General features: G+C 64.5%; 20 protein-coding genes and 1 tRNA gene. 17 read left to right on the forward strand and 4 right to left on the reverse strand.

Annotated elements, in window-relative coordinates:
* Positions 1–4 precede the first annotated feature (4 nt).
* The 7 genes from bioA to IGS61_RS13250 all read left to right on the forward strand — a co-directional run bounded on the left by bioA (position 5) and on the right by IGS61_RS13250 (position 8,390).
* Positions 5–1,345, forward strand: coding sequence for an adenosylmethionine--8-amino-7-oxononanoate transaminase (gene bioA, locus IGS61_RS13220; RefSeq protein WP_230540007.1), 1,341 nt, complete (start codon positions 5–7; stop codon positions 1,343–1,345).
* 1 nt (position 1,346) lies between these two features.
* A complete protein-coding gene (bioF, locus tag IGS61_RS13225) occupies positions 1,347–2,543 on the forward strand; it encodes an 8-amino-7-oxononanoate synthase (protein WP_230540008.1) in 1,197 nt (398 codons plus the stop codon).
* Entirely contained in the window at positions 2,533–3,324 is a 792-nt protein-coding gene (bioD, locus tag IGS61_RS13230) for a dethiobiotin synthase (RefSeq protein WP_230540009.1), read from the forward strand. Before bioF ends, bioD begins: the two co-directional genes overlap by 11 nt.
* Before the next feature lie 31 nt (positions 3,325–3,355).
* Entirely contained in the window at positions 3,356–4,402 is a 1,047-nt protein-coding gene (bioB, locus tag IGS61_RS13235; RefSeq protein WP_230540010.1) for a biotin synthase BioB, read from the forward strand.
* Between the two features lie 94 nt (positions 4,403–4,496).
* The gene (locus tag IGS61_RS13240) at positions 4,497–6,524 is read left to right on the forward strand and encodes an acetyl/propionyl/methylcrotonyl-CoA carboxylase subunit alpha (RefSeq protein ID WP_230540011.1); all 2,028 of its coding nucleotides are present in this window, start codon (positions 4,497–4,499) and stop codon (positions 6,522–6,524) included.
* Positions 6,525–6,535: 11 nt separating this feature from the next.
* Entirely contained in the window at positions 6,536–7,468 is a 933-nt protein-coding gene (locus tag IGS61_RS13245) for a 2-hydroxyacid dehydrogenase (protein ID WP_230540012.1), read from the forward strand.
* Between the two features lies 1 nt (position 7,469).
* The gene (locus tag IGS61_RS13250) at positions 7,470–8,390 is read left to right on the forward strand and encodes a hydroxymethylglutaryl-CoA lyase (protein WP_230540013.1); all 921 of its coding nucleotides are present in this window, start codon (positions 7,470–7,472) and stop codon (positions 8,388–8,390) included.
* Positions 8,391–8,495: 105 nt separating this feature from the next.
* Here IGS61_RS13250 and IGS61_RS13255 read toward each other — a convergent pair.
* Positions 8,496–8,572: transfer RNA gene (locus IGS61_RS13255), tRNA-Pro, on the reverse strand.
* Between the two features lie 205 nt (positions 8,573–8,777).
* Between IGS61_RS13255 and IGS61_RS13260 the strand changes: the two genes are divergently transcribed.
* From IGS61_RS13260 to IGS61_RS13270, 3 genes are all read left to right on the forward strand, one after another.
* Complete coding sequence (locus IGS61_RS13260; RefSeq protein ID WP_230540014.1) at positions 8,778–9,371, forward strand: hypothetical protein; 594 nt, start codon at positions 8,778–8,780, stop codon at positions 9,369–9,371.
* Positions 9,372–9,436: 65 nt separating this feature from the next.
* Entirely contained in the window at positions 9,437–10,048 is a 612-nt protein-coding gene (locus IGS61_RS13265) for a nucleotidyltransferase domain-containing protein (protein WP_230540015.1), read from the forward strand.
* On the forward strand, positions 9,984–10,424 hold the full coding sequence (locus tag IGS61_RS13270; protein WP_230540016.1) for a hypothetical protein: 441 nt from the start codon (positions 9,984–9,986) through the stop codon (positions 10,422–10,424). The genes IGS61_RS13265 and IGS61_RS13270 overlap by 65 nt, the downstream gene beginning before the upstream one ends.
* 5 nt (positions 10,425–10,429) lie before the next feature.
* On the opposite strand, the gene rsmI is transcribed toward IGS61_RS13270, so the two are convergent.
* Positions 10,430–11,338, reverse strand: coding sequence for a 16S rRNA (cytidine(1402)-2'-O)-methyltransferase (rsmI, locus tag IGS61_RS13275; RefSeq protein ID WP_230540017.1), 909 nt, complete (start codon positions 11,336–11,338; stop codon positions 10,430–10,432).
* Between the two features lie 165 nt (positions 11,339–11,503).
* On the opposite strand from rsmI, the gene IGS61_RS13280 reads away from it, so the two are divergent.
* From IGS61_RS13280 to IGS61_RS13310, 7 genes are all read left to right on the forward strand, one after another.
* Positions 11,504–12,706 carry a penicillin-binding protein activator gene (locus tag IGS61_RS13280; RefSeq protein ID WP_230540018.1) on the forward strand — a complete coding sequence of 401 codons (1,203 nt, stop codon included), beginning with the start codon at positions 11,504–11,506 and terminating at the stop codon, positions 12,704–12,706.
* Between the two features lie 10 nt (positions 12,707–12,716).
* Positions 12,717–13,076: a YraN family protein gene (locus tag IGS61_RS13285; protein WP_230540019.1), complete on the forward strand. Its 360-nt coding sequence runs from the start codon at positions 12,717–12,719 to the stop codon at positions 13,074–13,076.
* A 57-nt stretch (positions 13,077–13,133) separates the two neighbouring features.
* Positions 13,134–13,730, forward strand: coding sequence for a phosphoheptose isomerase (locus IGS61_RS13290; RefSeq protein ID WP_034752465.1), 597 nt, complete (start codon positions 13,134–13,136; stop codon positions 13,728–13,730).
* A complete protein-coding gene (locus tag IGS61_RS13295) occupies positions 13,723–14,409 on the forward strand; it encodes a BON domain-containing protein (protein WP_230540020.1) in 687 nt (228 codons plus the stop codon). Before IGS61_RS13290 ends, IGS61_RS13295 begins: the two co-directional genes overlap by 8 nt.
* Positions 14,410–14,495: 86 nt before the next feature.
* Complete coding sequence (locus tag IGS61_RS13300; protein WP_230540021.1) at positions 14,496–15,017, forward strand: peroxiredoxin family protein; 522 nt, start codon at positions 14,496–14,498, stop codon at positions 15,015–15,017.
* 97 nt (positions 15,018–15,114) lie between these two features.
* Positions 15,115–15,705: a sigma-70 family RNA polymerase sigma factor gene (locus IGS61_RS13305; protein ID WP_230540022.1), complete on the forward strand. Its 591-nt coding sequence runs from the start codon at positions 15,115–15,117 to the stop codon at positions 15,703–15,705.
* Positions 15,702–16,397 (forward strand): anti-sigma factor, encoded by a 696-nt coding sequence (locus tag IGS61_RS13310; RefSeq protein ID WP_230540023.1) that lies wholly within the window; start codon positions 15,702–15,704, stop codon positions 16,395–16,397. The genes IGS61_RS13305 and IGS61_RS13310 overlap by 4 nt, the downstream gene beginning before the upstream one ends.
* A 2-nt stretch (positions 16,398–16,399) precedes the next feature.
* Here IGS61_RS13310 and IGS61_RS13315 read toward each other — a convergent pair whose 3' ends face one another.
* Both IGS61_RS13315 and IGS61_RS13320 read right to left on the reverse strand, forming a co-directional pair.
* Complete coding sequence (locus IGS61_RS13315; protein WP_230540024.1) at positions 16,400–16,822, reverse strand: PaaI family thioesterase; 423 nt, start codon at positions 16,820–16,822, stop codon at positions 16,400–16,402.
* 90 nt (positions 16,823–16,912) lie between these two features.
* On the reverse strand, positions 16,913–18,070 hold the full coding sequence (locus tag IGS61_RS13320) for a PepSY-associated TM helix domain-containing protein (RefSeq protein WP_230540025.1): 1,158 nt from the start codon (positions 18,068–18,070) through the stop codon (positions 16,913–16,915).
* Positions 18,071–18,115 lie beyond the last annotated feature (45 nt).

Here is an 18,115-nt window from a genome sequence, read left to right on the forward strand (position 1 = left end):
AGTTTTGAAAGCAGAAAAACAATCGGGCTGGGTCGAACGCAGTCTGCGCAGCGTGTGGCATCCGTGCACACAGATGCAGCACCACGCATCGGCCAACGACGCGGTCCCCTTGATCCCCGTCAGCCACGGCCGCGGCGCATGGCTGTATGATCACGAAGGACGACGCTACCTGGACGCCATCAGCTCCTGGTGGGTGAACCTGTTCGGCCATGCCAATCCGCGCATCAATGCGGAACTGAAGGACCAATTGGACCGGCTGGAACACGCGATGCTGGCCGGTTTCACGCATGAACCGGTGATCGAGCTGTCGGAAAAGCTCTCCGCGCTCACCAACGGCGTGCTCGGTCACAGTTTTTACGCGTCCGATGGCGCGTCGGCCGTGGAAATCGCCCTGAAAATGAGCTTTCACGCGTGGCGCAACAGCGGCAAGGGTGAAAAACAGGAATTCGTCTGCCTGAAAGGCAGCTACCACGGCGAAACCATCGGCGCGCTGGCCGTCACCGACGTCGCCCTGTTCAAGGATGCCTACGGCCCCTTGCTGCGTGCATCAACGACGGTGATGTCGCCCGACTTCCGCCAGGCGGCCGAGGGCGAGTCCGCCGAGGACGTGGCGCGCCGCGCCGCGGCCGACGTGGAACGGCTGTTCCAGGAAAAGTCCGAAAGAATCGCCGCCATCATCATCGAGCCGCTGGTGCAGTGCGCCACGGGCATGGCCATGCACGACCCGCTGTACCTGTCGCTGGTGCGCGCCCTGTGCGACCGCTACCAGGTGCACCTGATCCTCGACGAAATCGCCGTCGGCTGCGGCCGCACTGGGACGTTCTTTGCGTGCGAGCAAGCTGGCATCTGGCCCGATTTCGTCTGCCTGTCCAAGGGCATCAGCGGCGGCTATTTACCGCTGTCCCTCGTGATGACGCGCGAAGATATTTATCAAGCGTTCTACAGCACCGACGTGCGCCGCGGTTTTTTGCATTCGCACTCGTACACGGGCAATCCGCTGGCCTGCCGCGCGGCGCTGGCGACCCTGTCGATTTTCGAGGAAGACGACGTGCTGGCGGCCAACCGGGTACGCGCCGGGAAAATCACGCGCGCCCTGGCGCCGCTGGCGCAGCATGAAAAAGTCAAGAATTTCCGCCAGCAGGGCATGATCTGGGCGTTTGACGCGGTCGATGCGGCGCCCGATTTTTCGCGCCGCTTCTTCAGCACGGCGCTGGAACACGAACTGCTGATGCGCCCCATCGGCTCCACCGTCTACCTGATGCCGCCGTACATCCTCGACGACGCCGAAATCGCGGGCCTGGGCCAGCAGACGCTGGCCGTCTTCAACAAAGTGATCGGAGCCTGAGATGGAACTGATCGCGCAATTGCAACAGCAGCTGCAAGGGCTGGAAGAGCGCAGCCTGATCCGCCGCCGCCGCACCGTCGACACGCCGTGCGCGCCGCGCCTGACGGTCGATGGGCGCGCCATGCTGGCCTTTTGCAGCAATGACTACCTGGGCCTGGCGTCGCATCCGCGCATCGTCGACGCGCTGAAAGAGGGCGCCGACCTGTATGGCGCCGGCAGCGGCGCTTCGCACCTGATCAGTGGCCACAGCCGCGCCCACGCACAGCTGGAAGAACGCCTGGCCGCGTTTGTCGGCGCCAACCTGGAACAGGCGCGCGCGCTGTATTTCTGCACCGGCTACATGGCCAATCTGGCCGTGCTGACGGCCCTGGCGGCCGGTGATGCCGAAGCCGAGATCTTCTCGGAAGCGCTGAACCACGCCTCGCTGATCGACGGCACGCGTTTGTCCCGCGTCAAGACGCGCGTGTATCCGCACGCGGACCTCGATGCGCTGGCGCTCCTGCTGGCGGCCAGCACGGCCAAAACCAAGATCGTCGTCACCGACAGCGTCTTCAGCATGGATGGCGACCTGGCGCCGCTGCCCGCGCTGCTGGCCCTGTGCGAACAACATGGCGCCTGGCTGGTGGTCGACGACGCGCACGGCTTCGGCGCGCTGGGAGCCAATGGCCGCGGCGCGCTGGAACACTTCGGCCTGCATTCGCCCTACCTCGTGTACGTCGGCACCCTGGGCAAATCGGCCGGCGTGGGCGGCGCCTTCGTTTGCGCGCATGAAGCCGTGATCGAGACGCTGATCCAGAAGGCGCGCCCCTACATCTTCACGACGGCAGCCGCGCCCGCGCTCGCGCATGCGCTGCTGGCCAGCCTGGACATCATCGCCGGTGAAGAAGGAAAACAACGCCGGATGCACCTGGCGGCGCTGGTGGCGCAATGGAACGAGGGCTTGCAGTTGCAACGCTGGCAAGCCTTGCCATCGCTCTCCGCCATCCAGCCCGTCATCATCGGCGAGAACGCGGACATGCTCGATATCGCCGCGAATCTGTACCAGCAAGGAATGTGGGTCGGCGCCATCCGCCCGCCCACCGTGCCAGCGGGCACGGCGCGCCTGCGCGTAACCCTGTCGGCCGGCCATACGGCGCAGGAAGTGGCGCAATTGATCAATGCAGTCAACACCCTGGAAAGGACTCGCCATGAGCCTTGATGATCCCATCGTGGCGGAAGTGCTGGCGGACCTGGCGCCGGCCGTGCAGCCCGCACCGGCAGCCACCGCCCTGCCATCGCGCTTTGCCTGTTTCGTCACCGGCACGGATACGGAAATCGGCAAGACATTGACGTCGTCGGCCCTGCTGCACGCGCTGGTGGCGCGCGGCGTGCGCGCCTGCGGCATGAAGCCCGTGGCCGCCGGCGCCGAGATGCGCGACGGCGAACTGCATAATGAAGACGCCGACAGCCTGATCGCCGCCGGCAACGTCAGCATGCTGCGCAGCCTGACGACGCCCTACATGCTCAAGGAACCGGCCGCGCCGCACATCGCCGCCGCGCTCGAAGGCGTGAGCATCGAATCGGTGCCGATACTGGCCGCCTACCTGGAAATCGCCGCCGCCTCGGACGCCGTGGTGGTCGAAGGCGTGGGCGGCTTCCGCGTGCCGCTGTCGCCCGGCTTTGATTCGGCCGACCTGGCGCAGCAGCTCGATCTGCCCGTGATCCTCGTGGTCGGCATGCGTCTGGGCTGCATCAGCCAGGCCTTGCTGACGGTGGAAGCCATCGAAGCGCGCGGCCTGACGGTGATCGGCTGGGTCGCCAACACCCTGGAAGTGGAAATGCGCTTCCTCGACGAAAATATCGATGCGCTAATCGAGCGCATCCCGGCGCCGCTGCTGGGCAGGGTGCCGCGCCTGGCGCAGCCCAGTGCGGAAGCGGCGGCCGCGTATCTCGATTTCACCGGCTTGCCGAACTGGCCGGCGCAGCATCCCAACACTTAAACGCATTCAAAAATAGAAACGAAGGAATCACATGTCTCACGTCCAAGAAGCAGCAAAAACCGTCGAACTGCACCGCCCAGCGGCGCGCATCACCGTGCCGGAAGCGGCCACCTGGCCCGTCGCCGACGTGCTGGCCCTGTTCGACCTGCCATTCAATGAGCTGATGTTCAAGGCCCAGCAAACCCACCGCGTCAACTTCCCCGACGGCGACGTGGAACTGGCGACCCTGTTGTCGATCAAGACGGGCGGCTGCGAGGAAGACTGCGGCTACTGCCCGCAGGCGGCCCGCTACGACACGGGCGTGGAAGCGAAGAAAATCCTCGACATCGACACGGTGCTCGACGCGGCCCGCCAGGCGAAAGCCAACGGCGCCACGCGCTTCTGCATGGGCGCCGCCTGGCGCAGCCCGAAAGAGCGCGACATGGAAAAAGTCGAAGAGATGGTGACCAAGGTCAAGGCGCTGGGCCTGGAAACATGCGCTACTTTGGGCATGCTGGAAGAGGGACAAGCGGACCGCCTGAAAAACGCGGGCCTGGATTTCTACAACCATAACCTCGATACGGCGCCCGAGTTCTACGACAACGTCATCTCCACGCGCGAATACCAGGACCGCCTCGATACCTTGGGCCGCGTGCGCGAAGCGGGCTTGAAAGTGTGCTGCGGCGGCATCGTCGGCATGGGCGAGACGCGTCTGCAGCGCGCGGGCCTGATCGCCCAGCTGGCGAACCTGAATCCGTATCCGGAATCGGTGCCCGTCAACCACCTGGTGCAGGTGGAAGGCACGCCTTTGTTCGGCCTGGAAGCGCTGGACCCGTTCGAATTCGTGCGCACGATCGCCGTGGCCCGCATCACCATGCCGAAGGCGCGCGTGCGTTTGTCGGCCGGCCGCCGCCAGATGGGCGAAGCCGTGCAAGCCATGTGCTTCCTGGCCGGCGCCAATTCCATCTTCTACGGCGACAAGCTGCTCACCACCGACAACCCGGAAGCGGAAGACGACCGCGTCTTGCTGGGAAAACTGGGCTTGCAGACACGCGGCGCCATGCTGGACTCGGTACAGAAAGAGAAGTGCGGCTGCTGATCCAGCCCATGGAATGCGCCCCGCCCGGGCGCATCCCCTCCCAGCGACACCTCAGATAAAAAACTTCCAGCCACGAGCTGCAAAGAGAGAGACCATGTTCACTAAAATCCTGATCGCCAACCGCGGCGAAATCGCTTGCCGTGTCGCCGCTACCGCGCGCCGCATGGGCATCCAGACCGTCGCCGTGTATTCGGAAGCGGACGCCAACGCCAAGCACGTCGCCGTCTGCGACGAAGCGGTGCTGATCGGCCCCGCGCCGGCCAAGGAAAGCTATCTGTGCGGCGACAAGATCATCGCCGTGGCGCTGGCCACTGGTGCGCAGGCGATCCACCCCGGCTACGGCTTTTTGTCCGAAAACGCCGACTTCGCCGACGCCTGCCACGCGGCGGGACTGGTCTTCATCGGCCCGCCGGCATCCGCCATGCGCGCCATGGGCTCGAAATCGGCGGCCAAGTCGCTGATGGAAAAAGCCAACGTGCCGCTGGTGCCCGGCTACCACGGCGAGAATCAGGATGCGGACTTCCTGCACGGCCAGGCCGACAAGATCGGCTACCCCGTGCTGCTGAAGGCGTCCGCCGGCGGCGGCGGCAAGGGCATGCGCGTCATCGAGAACAGCGCCGACTTCAAGGCCGCGCTGGCCTCGTGCAAGCGCGAAGCGATCAGCTCTTTCGGCGACGACAAGGTGCTGGCCGAAAAATACCTGTCGCGCCCGCGCCATATCGAAATCCAGGTGTTTGCCGACACGCTCGGTAACTGCATCTACCTGTTCGAGCGCGACTGCTCGGTGCAGCGCCGTCACCAGAAGGTGCTGGAAGAGGCGCCGGCGCCGGGCATGCCGGCGGATCGCCGCGCGGCCATGGGCGAGGCGGCCGTCGCCGCCGCCAAGGCCGTCGGCTACGTCGGGGCGGGCACGGTGGAATTCATCGCCAACCAGGATGGCTCGTTCTACTTCATGGAGATGAACACGCGCCTGCAGGTGGAACACCCGGTGACGGAAATGATCACCGGTACCGACCTGGTGGAATGGCAGTTGCGCGTCGCCTTTGGCGAGCCGCTGCCGAAAAAACAGAGCGAATTGACCATCCACGGCCACGCCATCGAAGCGCGCATCTATGCGGAAAACCCTGAAAAAGGCTTTTTGCCGTCGATCGGCACCCTGCGCCACATGCAGTCGCCGGCGGCCGTGACGTTCGAGCTGGGCGGCACGCTGGTTCCCGCCGCCGTGCGCATCGATTCGGGCGTGCGCGAAGGCGACGCCATCTCGCCGTTCTACGACCCGATGATCGCCAAGCTGATCGTCTGGGGCGCGGACCGCCGCGAAGCGCTGGCGCGCATGGCGCAGGCGCTGGCCGACTACCAGATCGTCGGCCTGGCCAGCAATATCGCCTTTTTGAAGCGCCTGGTCGAAGGCCAGGCGTTTGCCGGCGCGGATCTCGATACGGGTTTGATCGAGCGCAATCAAGACACGCTGTTCCCCGCCCTGCAGGCGGCGCCCGACACGGCCCTGGCGCTGGCGGCAGTCAGCCTGCTGACGGAAGAAAAAACCGCGTCCGAAGCGCAGTCGAGCAATCCCGCCGACCCGTGGGGCAATGCCCTGGGCTGGCGCTTGAACAGCACCCTGGGACGCAGCCTGGCGTTTGCCGACGAATTCGCGCTGGCGGGCGACAGCAAGGCCTATACAGCACGCATCGCCTACAAGACGGATGGCTGGCTGTTCAACGGCCAGCCCCTGAGCTTGACGGCGCGCAAAGGCAATGAGCTGCACATCAAGCTCGGTGAACGTGCCGTGCACGGCACGGTGCTGCGCGACGGCGAGCAGTTCCACGTATTCACCGGCGGCTTGCACTACACGCTGCACTACAGCGACCCGATGGCGCATGCGGGCGAAGTGGAAGCGGAGGGCGGCCGCCTGACGGCGCCGATGCCGGGCAAGGTCGTCGCCGTGCTGGTGAACAAGGGGCAGGACGTCAAGAAGGGCGAACCGCTGGTCATCATGGAAGCGATGAAGATGGAGCACACGATCGCCGCGCCGCACGACGGCCTGGTGGAAGACGTGCTGTACGCCGTCGGCGACCAGGTGGCCGATGGCGCGCCGCTGCTGGCTTTCAAGGCTGCCGCATAGAGGCAGCCACGATGCGCATCCTTTTACAACGCTCGGACGGCAAGGAAGCGGCGTGGATCGCCGATTTTAAAGCCTTGCTGCCCGAAGCTGAAATCCACTTCTGGCGCGAAGGCGACACATTCGCGCCATGCGATTATGCCGTCGTGTGGCAGCCGCCCGCCGCCATGCTGCCGGCATTGAGCGAAGTCAAAGCCATCTTCAACACGGGCGCCGGCGTCGACGCGCTGTTGAAGTTCGGCGACGCGCTGCCGGCCCACGTGCCGCTGGTGCGCCTGGACGACGCGGGCATGGGCGTGCAGATGGCCGAATATGTGAGCCACGCCGTGCTGCGCCACTTCCGCCGCTTCGACGACTACGAGGCGCAGGGCCGCGCCGGCATCTGGCAGCCGCTACCCGCCTTCGACAAGGCCGATTTTCCCGTCGGCGTGCTGGGCATGGGCGTGCTGGGCACGCGCGTGCTGCAAGCGCTGGCACAGTTCGAATTTCCCCTGCGGGGCTGGAGCCGCAGCCAGAAGCACATCGATGGCGTGCAGTGTTTTGCGGGCGAAGAGGGGCTCGATGCCTTTTTGCGCGGCACGCGCGTGCTGGTGTGCATGCTGCCGCTCACGCCGGACACGCACAACCTGCTCGACCGCGCACGCCTGTCGATGCTGCTGCCGGGCGCCTACGTCATCAACGTGGCGCGCGGCGCGCATCTGGCCGAACCGGACTTATTGACGTTGATCCGCTCCGGGCATATCGCTGGCGCGACCCTGGACGTGTTCCGCAACGAGCCGCTGCCGCAGCAGCACCCGTTCTGGCAAGAACCGCGCATCACCATCACGCCGCATATTTCGGCCGCCACCCTGCGCCGCGAAAGCGTGGCGCAGATCGCCGCCAAGATGCGCCGCCTGCACGCCGGAGAGCTTGTGGCCGGCATCGTCAACCGTTTGCAAGGATATTGAGATGAACCCTATTACCAGTTTGCCCAGGCAAGTCAAGATCGTCGAAGTGGGCCCGCGCGACGGCCTGCAAAACGAGAAGGAAACCATCAGCGCCGCCGTCAAGATCGAGCTGGTCGACCGTCTGACCCTGGCCGGCTTCGCCAATATCGAGGCGGCGTCGTTCGTCTCGCCAAAATGGGTGCCGCAGATGGCCACCAGCGCGGAAGTGATGGACAAGATCGCGCGCCGCCCCGGCACCATTTATTCGGCGCTGACGCCGAACATGCAGGGTTTCGAGGCCGCGCTGGCGGCGAAGGCCGATGAAGTGGTGATCTTCGGCTCGGCGTCCGAGGCATTCTCGCAAAAGAACATCAATTGCTCGATCGCCGAATCGATCGCCCGCTTCGAAGGCGTGGCGAAGGCGGCCAAGGAACACGGCCTGCGCCTGCGCGGCAGCATCAGCTGCGCCTTCGGCTGCCCCTACCAGGGCGAAGTGCCGCTGGACGCCGTGGCCGACGTGGTGGGCCGCATGCGCGACCTCGGTTGCGACGAAATCGACATCGCCGACACCATCGGCGTGGCCACGCCGAGAAAGACGCAGGCGGTGATGCAGCGCGCCATCGCCGCCTTTCACGTGGGCGGCCTGTCCGGCCACTTCCACGACACCTACGGCCAGGCGCTGGCGAACATCTACGCCAGCCTGGAAACAGGGATTGCGATTTATCATTCGTCCGTCTCCGGCCTGGGCGGCTGCCCGTACGCCAAGGGCGCCACGGGCAATGTGGCCACCGAGGACGTGCTGTACATGATGCAGGGACTGGGGATTAGTACCGGCATCGACCTGGACCTGGTGGTCGACGCGGGGCAGTTCATTGCGCAGCAGCTGGGGCGCAAGGGTTCCAGCCGCGCCGGCAATGCGATTGCGGCGAAACGCCTGGGATAAATAAAAAGGGGCTGCGGCCCCTTTTTGCTGCCGGCCTCGCGCCGCAGGCGCTACAGACGAAAAAAAACCCAAGAGCCTAAACTCTTGGGTTTTTTTCTACAAATTTGGTCGGAGTACAAGGATTCGAACCTTGGACCCCCTGGTCCCAAACCAGGTGCGCTACCGGGCTGCGCCACACTCCGAAGACCAAGATAATACAGGCCGTATCGACTTCGGTCAAGGGTCAGGTGAAACTCTGTGTAAATTATTTACGCGCGGCACTGCGACTCATGTATTTTTCAAAACGATACAAGTATGCGACACTGGCTTGGCAAGTTTTCCCGATCAGACATGAAGGCGACGACGGCAATGGATTTCAGTATAGAAAGAAGCGGCGGCGGCCAGCCCATGCCGAATCGCCGCGGCATCGCGCTGGGCGTCGGCGTATCCTTGCTGCTGCATGGCGCCTTGATCTACCTGTGGCGCCACGTGCAGCCAGCCGCGCTGCCGGATGCCGCGCCGCGCGTGGAATCGATCGCCGTGTGGATACGTCCGCTGGCCGCCAAGCCCCCGCCGCCGCCTGTCGAGGTGGTCAAGCCGAAGCGAGAAGCCAAACCCGTCAGCAAGCCGACACGCGCCACTGTCCGCGAAACGCCAGCAGCGGCCACAACACCAGCGGCCAGCCCGCAAGCCATCACGGTGGTGCCGGCCTCGCCGGCGGCCAACCCCGACACCTTCAGGCAAGAAACCCCGGAGACGCCGAAATTCGATATGGAAGCGGCCAAACGCACGGCGCGCAAGATGGCGGGCGAGCGCGACCCGTCCAAGGTGGGCACGGCCGTGGGACAAATCCCCGACAAGCCCCTGCAAACGGAAACCCAGCTGGCGCGCGACATCGCCCAAGGCAAGCGCGGCGATTGCCGCACCGCCTATTCCGGCGCAGGCTTGCTGGCGCCCGTGCTGATGTTACTCGACAAGAAGGATAGCGGCTGCAAGTGGTGATGGCCTGCTTGACTATACCCATATTGGGTACTAACATACCCAATATGGGTACTTTCGCAGACACATTGTTTTCCAAGACACAGCAGCGCGTGCTGGCTTTGCTCTTTGGCCAGGCACAACGGTCTTTCTATGCGAATGAAATCATCGCCTTCGCGGCCATCGGCTCGGGCGCCGTGCAACGCGAACTGGCCAAGCTGGTGAAATCGGCCCTGGTGACCGTCAAGAAAGTGGGCAACCAGAAGCATTACCAGGCGAATCACGATGCGCCGATCTTCGACGAGCTGCGCAGCATTGTGCTGAAAACCTTTGGCATCGCCGATGTGCTGCGCGTGGCCCTGCAACCGTATTGGCAGGAAATCGACCTGGCCTTTGTGTACGGTTCAATGGCCAAGGGCTCGGAACATGCGCACAGCGACATCGACCTGATGGTCATCGGCAACATGGCATCGAATGCCCAGTTGCTGGCAGCGCTGCAGCCTGCGCAACAGCAGCTGGGCCGCAGCATCAACCCGACCTTGTATACGCGGGAAGAATGGCGGCAAAGAATAGACGACGGCAAGTCGTTCGTCGTGCGCATCCTCGAACAGCCCAAGATTTTTGTCAAAGGGGCCGATGATGACCTCCTCAAGCTCACAGGCGCTGGCGAACCTGGCGCGCATCGGCCAGCTCAAGGCTGAGCCAGCGGACGCACGCGAACGGGCGGGCTTGCTGCGCTCGGCCACCGTGCGCCTGCGCGATGCCAGGCAGCAGATACTGTCGCTGGAAAGCCGCTTCGACCTCGCGTATAACGCGGCGCGTGCTGCCGCCTTGTCTGCGCTGCGTCAACATGGTTATCGCAGCGACAACCGCTATCTCGTCTTTCAAAGCCTGGAACACACGCTGGGTTTCACGCCGCAGCAATGGCTGCTATTCAATCAGGCGCACCGGAAGCGCAACCTGGCGGAATACGAGGGCGATCTCGATGTCACGCAGGGTTTTGTCGACGAGTTGATCGAGCACGTGGAACAGCTGTTTGCGGCGGCACAGGCACTCGATGTCCAGCCGCCGTCCTGATCGCCTTATTCCTGCCCCTTCAACTGCAACGCCCGCTCATACAGGGCGTTTTTCTTGCGGCCCGTGATTTGCGCCGTCAGATTGGCCGCTTGCTTGACGCTGCATTCGGCCAGCAGGATATTGAGGATGCGTTCCGCTTCCACGTCTTCCGCGTCCTGCGCTTCGGTGGCGCCTTCCAGCAGGACGACGAATTCTCCCTTTTCGCGGTGCGCGTCGGCGCGGATCCAGCTTTCCGCCTCGGACAGGGGGCAGCGGTGGATTTCCTCGAACAGTTTCGTCAGCTCGCGCGCGAACACCACCTGGCGCGTCGGCTCGAATGCTTCCACCAGGGCCGTGGCGCAATCGAGGATGCGGTGCGGCGCTTCATAGAACACCATCGTCGCCGTCACGCCGCGCAAGCCGTGCAAGATGTTTTCGCGCTGCTTGGCCTTGGCCGGCAGGAAGCCGACAAAGTAGAACTGGTCATTCAATAGTCCGCTGGCGGAGATGGCGGTGATGGCCGCCGACGGGCCGGGCAGGGGCAGCACGCGCAATCCCGCCGCGCGCACGGCGTCGACGATGCGCGCGCCGGGATCGGACACGGCCGGCGTGCCGGCGTCGGAAACGAGGGCGATGCGCTCGCCCGCCTGCAGGCGCGCGATCAAAGTCTGCGCCACTTCGCGTTCGTTATGTTGATGTGCCGCAATCAATGGCTTGTTCAAGCCGAAGCGCGTCAGCAGGTGCGCCGTGTTGCGCGTATCTTCACAGGCGACGGCGTCGGCAAGGCTCAGCAAGTGCAGCGCGCGCAGGCTGATATCGGTCACATTACCGATGGGCGTGGCCACTATATACAATGTTGCGATAGGATAGACCTGGTGCGCCGCCTCTGTCATGATGGGCAGGCTGGCGATGGAACTGATTTCTTGTACGGTCATTTTGGAGGTTAAATGCTTGCTAATAGTGTGAAGTTACTGCTTGTTTGTGCCGCGACCGGCATGCTGAGCGCTTGCAGCACGCCTTGCGACGCGCCCGGGCAATTGTGCGCGCCTATTGAATCTAACACAAGGGCGCTGCCGCCACCGAAGCCGCTGCCGCCTCCCGTGCCGCCCAAGCCGCCCGCGCCCGAACCGGTGACGTTTGCCGTGGCCGTGCCCGATATTACCGCGTACGACGGCAGCGGCGCGCCGCTGGCGCCCATCGCCACCAGGCCGGCCACGGGCACGCCGCAGGACATGCCGGCCGCCACGGCGCCGGCGCCATCCGACGGCAATGTCCACCACATCGGCCTGCTGCTGCCGCTGCGCTCCGCTTCCCTGGGGCCGGCCGCCGAATTGCTGCGCGCCGGCTTCATGGCCGCGTACGAGCGCGACCGCAGCGGCTTCGAAGTGACGGTGATCGACACGGGCGACGGCAGCAGCGACGTGCTGAACAAGTTTGCGCAAGCGCAAGAGGAACAGGACGTCGTCGTCGGTCCCTTGTCGCGTTCGGCCGTGACGGCCGTGGCGAACAGCGATCTGGTGCGCAAACCGACGATCGCCCTGAACCACCCGGACAACCGCGGCGAAGCGCGCCTGCCGGCCAAGCTGCTGGTGATGGGCCTGTCGATCGAGGCGGAAGCGCGCCAGGTCGCCGCCTGGGCCGCCAGCGAACAGCCGGGCGCCAGCGCGCTGATCCTGTCGGCCGGTTCGCCCTCGCAGCGCCGCGTCAGCGCCGCCTTCAAGCAGGAATGGCTGCGCCAGGGCGGCAAGGTCGATGCGATGGACTTGACGGCCACGAATGGCTACCTGAGCGATGCGGAACTGGTGCAGCTGCGCGCGCGCCTGGCCGCGACGCCCCCGGGCCTGCTGTTTGCCGCGCTCGACGCCGACCAGGCGCGCCAGCTGCGCGTGGCCATCGGCAGCGATCTGCCCCTGTATGGCACCTCGTCCTTGAATCCCGGCGCCGGGCGTGGCGCCAGCGGCCCCGAGCTCGACGGCGCGCGCCTGCTGGACTTGCCATGGCAAGTGCAGCGCGACCATCCGCAAGTGATGGTGTATCCGCAGCCGCCGCAGCCAGGCGACGTCCGCCCGACGGCCGACATGGAACGCCTGTACGCGCTGGGCATCGATGCCTTCCGCGTGGCGCGCGAAGTGGCGCTGCGGCCGAATGCCCCATTCACGCTCGATGGCGTGACGGGCCGCCTGGCCGTGCGCTTTGAGAACGATCAAAGCGTGTTCGAACGCACGGAGCAAGCCGCCACCTACCAGCAGGGCGTGCTGGGCACCTGGCCGCCGGCCCCGCCGGCCGCGCCGCCAGTACAATAAGGACACGGCCATGCCGCCCTTCGCTTTCTGGAACAAACGGGAACAGGGACGGCAGGGGGAAGACGATGCGCTCGCGTATCTGCTGCTGCAAGGCCTGGTGCTGCTGGAACGCAACTATCTGTGCAAGGGCGGCGAGCTGGACCTGATCATGCGCGACGGCGCCGCCATCGTCTTCGTCGAAGTGCGGCTGCGCAGCAGTGCCACCTTCGGCGGCGCCCTGGCCAGCATCACGCCGGCCAAGCAGCGGCGCATGGTGCTGGCCGCGCAAACCTGGCTGCAGGGGCAAAAGAGCTTGCCGCCGTGCCGCTTCGACGCGCTGGCCATCGACGGCGGACGGATCAGCTGGCTGAAGAACATCCTCGATATGTAAGCATTTTTAACAGTGCTTGTCCGCCATGCCGCGCGCCTGCACTATAATCGGCAGACTATGAATAATCAACGCATCCTCTCGCACTTCCACGAAAGTGCCGAACTCAAGATCCAGGCCGCCACCGTGCTGGCGCAACCCATTGCGCAGGCGATCGACCTGATGTTTTATGCATTGTCCAACGGCAACAAGATCCTCGCCTGCGGCAACGGCGGTTCCGCCGCCGACTGCCAGCATTTCGCGGCCGAGCTGGTCGGGCGCTTCGAACGCGAGCGCTTTCCGCTGCCGGCCCTGGCGCTGACGACGGATACGTCGATCCTGACGGCCGTGGCCAACGACTACAGCTACCGCGAAATCTTCTCGAAGCAGGTGCAGGCCTTCGGCCAGGCCGGCGACATCCTGCTGGCCATCTCCACGTCGGGCAATTCGGCCAACGTGATGGCGGCCGTGGAAGCGGCGCTCGAGCGCGAAATGCGCGTCGTGGCGCTGACGGGCAAGGACGGCGGCGCCATCGGCAAGATGCTGACGGACGCCGACGTGCATATCTGCGTGCCGGCCGAACGCACGGCGCGCATCCAGGAAGTCCATCTGACCACCATACATTGCATCTGCGACGGCATCGATGTCGCCCTATTCGGAGGAGACGTGAATGACTAAATTCGGTACTGGCCCAGGCTGGAAACGCGTACAACGCCCGCTGGCCACCGCACTCTTGTGCGGCGCCATGCTCACTTCGCTCACCGGCTGCATCGAATTGATGGTCGGCGGCGCGGTGATGGGCGGCGTTGCCGCGGCGGACCGCCGCACCCTGGGCGCCCAGACCGAAGACAAGTCGATCGCCCTGAAAGGCGAGTCGCGCATTCCCTCCATCGTCGGCGATGCCGGCCACGTGAATGTCACCAGCTTCAACCGCCGCGTCCTGCTGACGGGCGAAGTGCGCGACGAGGCGATGAAAAATGCCGTCGAGCGCGAAGTGCGCAATATCGAGGGCGTGGAATCGGTGGCGAATGAATTGATCATCGCCGGCCCGGCCAGCTACACCTCGCGCTCGAACGATGCGCTGATCACCACCAAGGTCAAGGCCAGTCTGGTCGACATGAAAACCATCTCGGCCGCCTCGTTCAAGGTCGTCACGGAAAACGGCACCGTCTTCCTGATGGGCCGCGTGACCCAGCGCGAAGGCACGGTCGCGGCCGACGTGGCGCGCGGCGTGGGCGGCGTGCAGAAAGTGGTCAAGCTGTTCGACTACATTTCGGAAGCGGAATTGAAGCAATTGCAGCCCGATCCGCCGCAACAGCGCACGACGAACACGGTCAGCGATACGGTCCAGCAATAAGCGCCTCCGCCGTTTGACCTACGGCGCCAGACTGACGATGCGTCTATAATGGCCGCATCGTTGCTCTACATTAGTGAAACTTTGCCATGTCAACTTCGCCCTCCGCAAGCAAGTCCTGGATCAAGCCAGCCCTGATCGCCGTCTTCGTGGCGGGCGTGGCGGCAGCCGGCTATCTGTCGCTGAATGACAAGCAACGCGCGCCGGACGTGACCTTCCACGGCATCCATGGCGAGAAAATCACCTCCGCCAGCCTGCGCGGCAAGGTCGTGATGGTCAATTTCTGGGCCACCTCGTGCACTACTTGCGTGGCGGAAATGCCGGAAATGGTCGACACCTACAACAAGTACAAGGGGCAGGGACTGGAATTCGTGGCCGTGGCCATGAAATACGATCCGGCCAACTACGTGCTGAACTTCGCCGAAACGCGCCAGCTGCCGTTCAAGGTGGCGCTCGACGTGACGGGCGAGGCGGCCAAGGCCTACGGCGACGTGGCCCTCACGCCCACCACCTTCGTCCTGGATAAACAGGGCAAGATCCTCAAGCGCTACGTGGGCAAGCCGGAATTTGCCGAACTGCATAAATTGCTGGAATCGGCCATCGCCGGCTGATCCAGCCCCCGGCACCGCACAAAACCTTGTTGCCAAGCGTTGTCAATCTGTTATAACCTTCCCAGGCGTGATCCCATTCACCTTGTGAAGGCCAGCCGTGTCCCCAGCCGCTCAATCGCTCGACCCGCAGCAACTCAAAGCCTGGCTGCTTGCCACCGGGAACAAGGACGCCACGGCGTTCCGCCAGCTGTATACTTCTACCTCATCGAAACTGTTTGGCTTCGCGCTGCGTATATTGCATAAGCAAGAGCTCGCTGAAGAAGCCTTGCAAGAGGGGTTCGTCGCCATCTGGAACAACGCCGCCGCTTACCAGAGCCATCTGGCGGCGCCGATGACCTGGATGGCCACCATCGTGCGCAACAAGGCGTTCGATGTGCTGCGGCGCAGCGACGATACCGTGGAAATCGATGCCGAACAGTTTGATAGCGAAGTCATGAATGCACTCCGGGACCCCCAGGCCACGCCGATCGAATCGCTGCAACTGAGCGGTGACGCCAAGGCGCTGGCGTTTTGCATGTCCGCCCTGGAAGGGCTGCACCGGCAGGTGGTCGCCCTGGCGTTCTATCACGACCTGTCGCACAGCGAAGTGGCGCAGCAGATGTCGCTGCCGATCGGCACCGTGAAGACGTGGATACGCCGCAGCCTGGAACGGCTGCGCACGTGCCTGGCGAAACGGGAGGCATCATGAATATCCGCGGCAATGACGCGCTGCGCCAGAAACTGGCGTCCGAATACGTGCTGGGCACCCTGAAAGGGGGCGCGCGGCGGCGTTTCGAAGGCTGGCTGCACAACGACGCCGATTTGCGCAATATCACGGCCGAATGGCGCCAGCGCCTGGAACCGATGGCGGAATTCGCCACGCCCGTGGCGCCGCCCAAGCGCGTGTGGCAGCAGATCGAGCAGCGCCTGCACCTGGCGCCGCAGGGCGGCTGGTCCTGGTTCCGCGATGCGCTGTCGTTCTGGCGCGGCCTGGGCATGGCCTCGAGCGCCATCGCCGCCTTGCTGGTGATCGTCTTGGCCACGCGCGTGATGGAGGCGCCGCAGATCAGCTATGTGGCCAGCCTGACGGACGAAAAAGCGCAAACTGCCCTGCTGCTGACGGCCGACAGCCGCCACGGCGCGCTCGAAGTGCGCATGGTGGCCAACGCGCCCGTGCCGGCCGACCGCGACCTGGAACTGTGGGCAGTGCCGAAGAGCGGCAACCCCCGTTCGCTGGGCTTGCTGGCAGACAAGGGCAACGTGAAACTGGCCCTGTCCCAGCGCGCCCTCGGCAACGACGTGGCCTTGCTGGCCGTTACCCTGGAGCCGAAAGGCGGTTCGCCGAATCCGAATGGACCGACGGGACCGGTGCTCTACAAGGGTAACTGGGTAAAAATATAGTCTTACTTAGGATACAGAATCATCTGCGTGCAGCGGAACAGGGCAATCGTCTTGCCCGTTTCCTTGCTTTTCACCACGGCATCCCACACCTGCGTGTTGCGGCCCTTGTGCTCGACCTTGGCCGTGCAGGTGAGCGTGCCTTCGCGGGCCGTGCCCAGGTGGTTCGATTTCAGTTCGATGGTGGTGAAATTATTGGCGCCCTCGGGCAGGTTGACGATGCAGCCATAGCCGGACGCCGTGTCGGCCAGGGTCACCACGCTGCCCGCGTGCAGATAGCCGTTCGGCGCCAGCAAATGCGGCAGCACGGGCAATTCCGCCGTCAGCTGGCCGTCGCCCACGGCCGTGATGACGATGCCCAGGTGGCCGGGCAGGCGGCCGGTGCCGCGTTCATTCAACATTGCTACGGTGATGTCGGGATTGCTCATGCTGGTCCTTGTGCGGGTGAGTCCGGACAGTGGATACGCCGGAAAATACTATGATGATAGCAACTTTCCCCGCAACGGTTTGGCGGCCGCTTATTTCCGGCCGCGCCGCCGTTTCCACCACACCAGGGTGCCCGTCAGCAGGAACAGCAAGGGCATCAAACCGAAGACGGTAATGAAGGCGCGTCCGGCCACGCCAAAGGCCTGGCCCGAATGCAAGGGGAATTGCCAGCCCAGGAAGACATCGCCGGCCGGCGCCCGCAAGGGATCGCGTATGCGCAGGGGCAAGCCGCTGCGCGCGTCCAGGGTGATGCGTGTGGCGCCGTCGCCGTGGGCGATTTCGCCGGGCTGGCGCACGCGCACGTCGTACGGCTGGTCCTTCTTGCCCGGCAGCACGATGCGCGACACGCGCGCCTGCGGATACAGCTGCTGCGCGGCGGCCATGGCCTGGCCCGCATCGAGCAAGGCGCCATCCCGGGCCACATTTTTCAATTTTGCCGTGTCCGGCACCGTCGACACGAGTTCCACCAGCGGCACGATCAATTGCGGCAAATTGAAATAGATGCCGGAAAAGGCGAGAATTGCCAGCACGGGCGCGGCAAAAAAGCCCGCCGCCTTGTGCAAGGTGTAATTAAAACGGGGCCAGGAACCGCCATGCGACACGGTCAGGGCGCGCTTGATCGCCGTCCACTGCAGGCGCGGCCACCACAGGTAGATGCCGCTCAAGGCCATCAGCAGCAGGGCCACGCCGGAAATCCCCGTGATGGTCTTGCCCGCGTCGCCGGACAATAAATAGCGGTGCAAATGAAACATGCCCGACATCAGCAATGGACGCGTGAGACCGAAGCGGCCCCAGTCGCGCTCGCCTTTGACTTGCAGGGTGTAGGGGTCGACCATCACCTGGCGCACGATGGCCTGGCTGAAGGGCGACGGCTTGCCGGCCTGGCGATACGAGGCCACGTACACGTCGCGCGCATCGGCGGGCGGATTGAGCTGGCTCGGCTTGCCATAGGCGGGGTCGGCCGTAAGCCCATCCACCACCGCCTGCAGCGTGCGCGGCGTCACCTGGAACACCTGGCCAGGCGCGGGCGTGCTCGCCTGCAACAAGGTCGGATTCAGATACGCGTCGAGTTCCGGCATCCAGGCGATGGCGGAGCCCGTCAAGCCCAGCAGGACGAACAGGGCGCCGAACCACAGCCCCACGTACAGGTGCAGTTTGCTGAGCAACCACTTGATCGGGCGTCGGGACATGGAAACTTTGGGAAATTTGGGCTGCGGAACGATAGCATGAAAGCC

Origin of the sequence: Janthinobacterium sp. FW305-129 (assembly GCF_020858115.1) — a bacterium.
GTDB lineage: Bacteria > Pseudomonadota > Gammaproteobacteria > Burkholderiales > Burkholderiaceae_D > Janthinobacterium.

Bases quoted from the DNA above. Each gene is read 5' to 3' on its own strand.
- IGS61_RS13285 (WP_230540019.1), top strand. From the start codon at position 12,717: ATGCCGCCCTTCGCTTTCTGGAACAAACGGGAACAGGGACGGCAGGGG.
- IGS61_RS13315 (WP_230540024.1), bottom strand. From the start codon at position 16,822: ATGAGCAATCCCGACATCACCGTAGCAATGTTGAATGAACGCGGCACC.
- IGS61_RS13295 (WP_230540020.1), top strand. From the start codon at position 13,723: ATGACTAAATTCGGTACTGGCCCAGGCTGGAAACGCGTACAACGCCCG.
- IGS61_RS13300 (WP_230540021.1), top strand. From the start codon at position 14,496: ATGTCAACTTCGCCCTCCGCAAGCAAGTCCTGGATCAAGCCAGCCCTG.
- bioD (WP_230540009.1), top strand. From the start codon at position 2,533: ATGAGCCTTGATGATCCCATCGTGGCGGAAGTGCTGGCGGACCTGGCG.
- bioF (WP_230540008.1), top strand. From the start codon at position 1,347: ATGGAACTGATCGCGCAATTGCAACAGCAGCTGCAAGGGCTGGAAGAG.
- IGS61_RS13245 (WP_230540012.1), top strand. From the start codon at position 6,536: ATGCGCATCCTTTTACAACGCTCGGACGGCAAGGAAGCGGCGTGGATC.
- IGS61_RS13260 (WP_230540014.1), top strand. From the start codon at position 8,778: ATGCCGAATCGCCGCGGCATCGCGCTGGGCGTCGGCGTATCCTTGCTG.
- IGS61_RS13250 (WP_230540013.1), top strand. From the start codon at position 7,470: ATGAACCCTATTACCAGTTTGCCCAGGCAAGTCAAGATCGTCGAAGTG.
- IGS61_RS13270 (WP_230540016.1), top strand. From the start codon at position 9,984: ATGATGACCTCCTCAAGCTCACAGGCGCTGGCGAACCTGGCGCGCATC.
- bioB (WP_230540010.1), top strand. From the start codon at position 3,356: ATGTCTCACGTCCAAGAAGCAGCAAAAACCGTCGAACTGCACCGCCCA.
- IGS61_RS13320 (WP_230540025.1), bottom strand. From the start codon at position 18,070: ATGTCCCGACGCCCGATCAAGTGGTTGCTCAGCAAACTGCACCTGTAC.
- IGS61_RS13240 (WP_230540011.1), top strand. From the start codon at position 4,497: ATGTTCACTAAAATCCTGATCGCCAACCGCGGCGAAATCGCTTGCCGT.
- IGS61_RS13310 (WP_230540023.1), top strand. From the start codon at position 15,702: ATGAATATCCGCGGCAATGACGCGCTGCGCCAGAAACTGGCGTCCGAA.
- rsmI (WP_230540017.1), bottom strand. From the start codon at position 11,338: ATGACCGTACAAGAAATCAGTTCCATCGCCAGCCTGCCCATCATGACA.
- IGS61_RS13290 (WP_034752465.1), top strand. From the start codon at position 13,134: ATGAATAATCAACGCATCCTCTCGCACTTCCACGAAAGTGCCGAACTC.